Source organism: Mesorhizobium captivum, from assembly GCF_033977165.1.
Taxonomy (GTDB): domain Bacteria; phylum Pseudomonadota; class Alphaproteobacteria; order Rhizobiales; family Rhizobiaceae; genus Mesorhizobium; species Mesorhizobium captivum.
The window spans coordinates 1-2,563 of the sequence record NZ_JAVIJB010000099.1; the positions used below are offsets into that span (position 1 = coordinate 1).

The window sequence follows — 2,563 nt, forward strand, 5'->3', positions numbered from 1 at the left end:
ACCAAGCTTCAGGGAGCTCGGATCATGGCTGATTCCGACAATACCACGACTTTGCCTCTCGTCACGCGCAGGGCGGTAGTTGCAGGAACGGCAATTGCAATTGCGGCATGGCAGGGGAACGCCGTTGCCAGCAATGATTTTGAAAAAGACCTATCCACCGATCCCGCGGTGGTGGTGTGGCGCAAATGGCAGGCGGCCTACGAGCAGACTGAACGGCTCTGCCGTCAGCAGCAGAACCTGGAGCGGAAACTCGCCGAAACGGTTGGATTTCCTTGTGCAACCATCCGGCTGCATGATGGCGAGAGCGTGAGGCTGCATTCCCTAAAGTCGATTCACGAAGTGCTTGATCTCGATCCAGAAGACGTGGCGATGCGTGCGAAGGCGGAAGCCGATCTTGCGGATCATCAGGCGCACTGGGATGCCGCCGACCGGGAAATTGGCTATTCGGCGGCATTGCAGGCCGAGCGTGAATCTGCCGACCGGGCGGAGGACCTTCTTGAGGCGTTGTCCAAAACGCCCGCCGCTTCCCTTGCCGGTGTGGCAGCGAAGCTTGAAGCTGCGCTTAGGGAAGGGGAAGTCTCTGAAGACGGTGCCGAATTTCCCTGGCCTCAGATACGCTCGGCACTCGATGACGTTATTCGCATCGGCCGACGGCTTGTTCCCGAGCAGATGTTTCCAAACGACCTGCTCCAGCCGAAATCGCCTAGAAAACGAGACGGGCGGAGCTTGCGAGTGTGGACCGGGGCGGATGGAGGCGCAGCATGAAAAAACTGACCGATCGTTCGCCGATCATCGTTGAGGATTCTCCTTTTTTCCGCGAGGCAGCAGAGATAGACGCGGTGCTCGGCGATCAGTCCGTTATCGAAGTCGCTGACGCCGCAAAAGCGCTGTGGGGCGATTTGGCAGTAACGGCGATCGCTTGGGGCGCTCTGGCGGCGAACTGCGATGGAGACATGCCGGAGTACCGCTTCTGGTTTCAGGTTTTTGATTGTCTTCGAGCGGACTCCCTAGAATCCGAGTTGGAAGGCATGATGGCCCCGGTCAACCGGCGTTCCTTAAATTGAGCGCCGCCATTGCCTCTCTTGGCAATTAGCTGGGGAGCCGAAACCGCACGGCGCAAGTCATTGCACGCTGTGCCGCTACGACATGAACTTCGTGCTTTCCTTTGCCGTCCAGAGACATCTGATAGCGGGCCGATCCACAATTGGGAGCGACCGCGATGCCAGAGGAAACCCGGACTGGGCCACAGGCGCCGGTTCCGGCGAACGACAACGGCGACCTTGTCAGGCCCGAGGGGCGCCCCGAACTCACGGCGGCGGCCAGGCTGGATCGGGTCGTGCTGGATATCGCCCGGCTAATCGGCCGGCAACTGGCGCGGCAGGCATTCGAGGCGGGGCAGACGGCCAACGACAATCGGCCGGGCCGCCGAAAGGGAGAGGGCGGGGGGCAGGATGGTGAACCCCCTTGGAATGGGAGAGAGGATCAGCCGCCATGACTCGTGTCGCACTCTATGCCCGCTATTCCTCCGACAGCCAGCGGGATGCCTCCATCGAGGACCAGTTCCGGCTGTGCCGCGAGCAGGCGGCGCGGGAGGGCTGGAGCGTCGCAGGAACCTATGAGGATGCTGCGATCTCCGGCGCCAGCACGGTGCTGCGGCCGGGCATCCAGCATTTGGTACGCGATGCCCAACGCGGCCGCTTCGATGTGGTGCTGGCCGAGGCGCTCGACCGCATCAGCCGCGACCAGGCCGATGTCGCCACCCTCTTCAAGCATCTCAAATTCGCCGGCGTTGCCATCGTCACTTTGGCCGAGGGCGGGATAAGCGAGCTGCATGTCGGCCTCAAGGGCACGATGAATGCCCTCTTCCTCAAGGACCTTGCCCTCAAGACCCATCGCGGCCTGCGCGGGCGGGTGGAGAAGGGCAAGGCCGGGGGCGGGCTGTGCTCGGCTACCGGGTGCTGAAGAAGCTCGACAGCGAAGGTGAGCCTGTTCGCGGCGACCGCGATATCGTGCCGGAGGAAGCGACCATCATACGCCGCATCTTCCGCGAATTTGCCGCCGGCAAGAGCCCGAAGGCGATCGCCGTCGACCTCAACAAGGAAGGCATTCCCGGCCCGCTCGGCCGGCATTGGGGCGACACCAGCGTGCGCGGGCATGTGATCCGCGGCACCGGCGTCATCAACAACGAGCTCTATGCTGGTGTGCTGGTGTGGAACCGACAGCACTTCGTCAAGGATCCCGCCAGCGGCAAGCGCGTCTCGCGGGCCAATCCGCCGAGCAAATGGATCCGCACCGAGGTGCCACATCTCAGGATCGTCAAGGACGAGTTGTGGCAGGCCGTGAAGGAGAGACAGAAAGCCATCGCCAGCCAGTTCGAGGCGGTGGCCGTCGCCACGCGCAAGGCCCGGGCGAGCAAGCTGCACACCATGAAGCGGCCGGTCTCCCTGCTTTCCGGCTTGCTCATCTGCGGCTGCTGCGGCGGGCGCTACGGTCTGTTCACACGCGAGCGCTATGCCTGCCTCAACCACCAGCGCCGGGGCACCTGCGACAACGGCCGCACCAT

At 63.1% G+C, this 2,563-nt stretch carries 4 protein-coding genes; all 4 read left to right on the top strand.

From position 1 onward, the window contains the following. A partial coding sequence (locus tag RFM40_RS33365) for a hypothetical protein (RefSeq protein WP_320279040.1) occupies positions 1 to 765 on the top strand: 765 nt, incomplete at its 5' end. After that, positions 762 to 1,064 (top strand): hypothetical protein, encoded by a 303-nt coding sequence (locus RFM40_RS33370; RefSeq protein ID WP_320230384.1) that lies wholly within the window; start codon positions 762 to 764, stop codon positions 1,062 to 1,064. The genes RFM40_RS33365 and RFM40_RS33370, both read left to right, overlap by 4 nt. 427 nt (positions 1,065 to 1,491) lie before the next feature. Continuing rightward, on the top strand, positions 1,492 to 1,962 hold the full coding sequence (locus tag RFM40_RS33375) for a recombinase family protein (protein ID WP_320230385.1): 471 nt from the start codon (positions 1,492 to 1,494) through the stop codon (positions 1,960 to 1,962). After that, on the top strand, positions 1,941 to 2,563 hold a 623-nt coding region (locus tag RFM40_RS33380), incomplete at its 3' end, for a recombinase family protein (protein WP_320279041.1). The genes RFM40_RS33375 and RFM40_RS33380, both read left to right, overlap by 22 nt.

Excerpts from the sequence above, each read along its gene's own strand:
- RFM40_RS33375 (WP_320230385.1), top strand. The coding sequence starts at position 1,492 with ATGACTCGTGTCGCACTCTATGCCCGCTATTCCTCCGACAGCCAGCGG.
- RFM40_RS33370 (WP_320230384.1), top strand. The coding sequence starts at position 762 with ATGAAAAAACTGACCGATCGTTCGCCGATCATCGTTGAGGATTCTCCT.